Source organism: Roseovarius sp. A-2 (genome assembly GCF_002072155.1).
Classification (GTDB): domain Bacteria; phylum Pseudomonadota; class Alphaproteobacteria; order Rhodobacterales; family Rhodobacteraceae; genus Roseovarius.
In genome coordinates, this window is sequence record NZ_BDIY01000067.1 from 1 (window position 1) to 3094 (window position 3094).

General features: G+C 53.6%; 3 protein-coding genes. 2 read left to right on the forward strand and 1 reads right to left on the reverse strand.

The annotated features are described in order from the left end of the window. The first annotated feature begins 161 nt into the window (after positions 1-161). Both BHD06_RS22470 and BHD06_RS22475 read left to right on the forward strand, forming a co-directional pair. Positions 162-1301 (forward strand): ATP-binding protein, encoded by a 1140-nt coding sequence (locus BHD06_RS22470; protein ID WP_080459168.1) that lies wholly within the window; start codon positions 162-164, stop codon positions 1299-1301. A 199-nt stretch (positions 1302-1500) separates the two neighbouring features. After that, on the forward strand, positions 1501-2655 hold the full coding sequence (locus BHD06_RS22475) for a hypothetical protein (protein ID WP_080459169.1): 1155 nt from the start codon (positions 1501-1503) through the stop codon (positions 2653-2655). A 298-nt stretch (positions 2656-2953) separates the two neighbouring features. Here the strand turns inward: BHD06_RS22475 and BHD06_RS22480 are convergent. Continuing rightward, positions 2954-3094, reverse strand: a 141-nt coding sequence (locus tag BHD06_RS22480; RefSeq protein ID WP_139784691.1) for a transposase domain-containing protein, incomplete at its 5' end; no start/stop codon positions are given.

Here is a 3094-nt window from a genome sequence, read left to right on the forward strand (position 1 = left end):
GCCGCGATCTCCTGCACGGTCTTGTCACCACGTAGCGCTTCCAACGCCACCTTGGCCTTAAACTGGTCTGTAAAGTTCCGGCGCTTCGCCATTCTCGTATCCCTTCAAAGGTTTGGGATACACCTTAGCCGACTGTCCAGTTTTCTGGGACCACTTCAGATATCCATGGCGAGTATAAGTCGCTAGACGGTGACGAATTTAGACACCTACGTATCGCTGGCCCAGGTGATCTCGAACAACAACACGGTGTTGATGATGGCATACTCTACCTACCGTACTGGCTGCTCGGCTACGAAGCTATGGTGTCGCTATTCGTGGATCGTTCAGATCAGAATGCGCCCAACCAAGCCATGGTTATGGCCAACGCGATTACTGATGCAAAGCGTAAGTACTTGACCGATGGCAAGCACGATGACGTGCTTGCGAACTTTACTGTTGATAGCCCCGTACCATTCCCATTGAAGGAAGTTCTACAACGCCTGAACGATCTCGATACAGAGCGTGTTCCTGGAGCAAAGCCTGGCACTGACAAGGCGGGTGACTTTAATGGCAAGCTAAGTCGCCTAATCGCCCGCTTTGAGGCAAAGCACTTAGATCGCCGCCTTGGATTTCTCTTACAACCACATGTCGAATGCATGGACATGGAATGGCTCCCCAAGCTTTCTCATATCTTAACTGGAAGCAGGGGCATTCAGGCTGACTCGCATGGCGGGATCAAAGTCATCAACTTTTCAGAAGTGCCTTCCGACATTCTTCCATTGATGGTTAGTCTTATCGCAAGATTGGTTTATAATATTACCCAATGGACACCCACTGAAAAGCGCCATCCCATTGCTCTCTTCTGCGATGAGGCTCATCTGTATATTCCGGAGCGAACAAGCCGAGATGGCGCAGATGATATATCCGTCGGTATATTCGAGCGCATTGCTAAAGAAGGCAGAAAATATGGCGTCGGTCTCGTCGTTATAAGTCAACGCCCTTCTGAAGTTAACAGGACTGTTCTTAGCCAATGCAATAACGTTATTGCAATGCGGCTGACCAATGGCGATGATCAGAACGTAATAAGAAGGCTATTGCCTGACAGCCTTGGTGGTTTCGGCGATCTGCTCCCTGTTCTCGATGTGGGAGAAGCCCTCGTCGTGGGTGATGCTAGCTTGCTGCCTACAAGGGTCCGCGTAGGAGAGCCTCGGTACAAGCCGAACAGCGCTACTATAGAGTTTTGGGATCGATGGTCAGGCGACAAACCTCCCTCAGACATTGCCGCGTCTGTGCTGGCCTGGAGGCGTCAGAGCGCGAGATAAGAACATCTGCGCAAAAATTGGCTATGCAACGTTGACGCGGCGAACAGAATCCTGCACGATCATATCGGCCTTCAGTGCATGCCGGTGTGCCCGCCACGCAAAGCTATGCAGCACTCTTCTTCAAACATGAAGTCTCCAGCCCAATTTTGGGATCTGGTTAGTAGCGGGCACCTAGTCAGATCCCATTTGGAAATGGATCATGACAAAGAAAAACGAAATCGACACACTCAAGAAGCTCGCAAAAAAACACGCGCGGGCGAACCGAGTAGCTCAACACGAGTCGCTTAATGCGATTGCTTCTGAACTCGGCTTTGCTCATTGGGCGCAGTTGGCGGGCAAGGCAAAGCGGGGTTGGCTACCAAGCGACGAACAACTTGCACAGGCAGAGGCATTCGTCCTTGGGTCCAATGTACCTTCGGATGACTCCGCGAGATTTATTGACAGGAACTTGTCCCGTACATTCGATGAACCGATCAGGCAAGGCAAAATCGGCGATCACCCTTACAGCGTTTTTGAGAGCTTCGGCGATGTTCGCATGGAGGGCGATGGCTGGCGTATTCTTGTCGGCGAAGCGCTTCTTTCCCAGCCAATTGTTGAGATTGAAGAGCCGCATGCTAACACAAGCCCCGCAAATAGCCGAGATTTCATCGATGCCGCTCTTATGATCGTTGATGAAGAGACCGCCAAGGTACGCGCTGGAATCTCTTCGGACTGGCCAAGACGGTCGACGAAACCTGACGCAGAAGGCGTCGTGTTGCATCCTCTCTTTGGGGGAAAATCGGCTGACTGGTATTGTCTGCATTGCGATGGCACGATTACGGGCGCTCAACTGGCTGAAAACCTATGGCACTGCCCAGGCTGCGGCGCATCGCCTATAGACATCTTCCCAGCTTCTCCCGAACTGGATGGCTTCGATGGAAATTCCAAACCTGTCCAGGTATTTGGAGCGCGGCAGCGGCCCGAGCCTAAAGTTCAGGTGGTCGATTCCAGACCGACACTGACTCTCAAAGAGGAAAGCATTTCTATGCTCCTACGTACCGCTCTGCTTGAGGATGCGGAAACGTCTGCTGAGCGGCTTGGTGCGCTGTTGGCCGAGATTTGTGTCGATGAGGTTGGCGACGCCTGCATCGTTCTGGACGAAGACCTTTGGCCGAGCCTCAAAGAGCCGGATGCGGCAATCGCGGTAGCGGAGTTGCTTGGCATTGAGTTGGAACTGAACGAAACTTCCATGAGCTTTCCATTTGCGTGGCCAGGCTTGGGACACGTCACAACCAGCACGCCGGAGTATGTTCAGCTCTTGCTGGAAGCACATCAGGAGAAGGGCGTCATTCGCCGTACTTTCAAGGATGACTGATTTGGCATAGTGGCGCTCCCCTGCGGGGCGGGCTGTCGTAAACCGAGCCGCCTAAGTGCGTCTCGGCCATGCGGCTTCCATCCCTTGCGTTATTGTCGGCGTGCTTGATGCACCCCTCTGGCTGAGCGCGGCTCTATAGGAGCCGCGCGTTTCTTTCCCATTTCTGGGGGCCTTCCGGCCCCATCATCCGTCAAGACCCAAGTCCCTTGCCAGGGCTGCGGGAGAAAGGATCGGAGCCGTGGCTCGTTAGCACGTAACCGCGCCATTGGCACCGTCACCGCCTCTTTGATACCGCAGCTTACGCGGCTTGACTGTCCGTCACGGATGGCAGTGGCACCCAATTCCACGGCAGCAACTCATTTAGCTTGTTGATCTTGTGATCATGGATGCGGTCGAGCACGTCGGCGAGATAGGCCAGCGGATCGAGGCCGTTGAGCTT

Coding starts and splice junctions, on each gene's coding strand:
- BHD06_RS22475 (WP_080459169.1), top strand. CDS start 1,501: ATGACAAAGAAAAACGAAATCGACACACTCAAGAAGCTCGCAAAAAAA.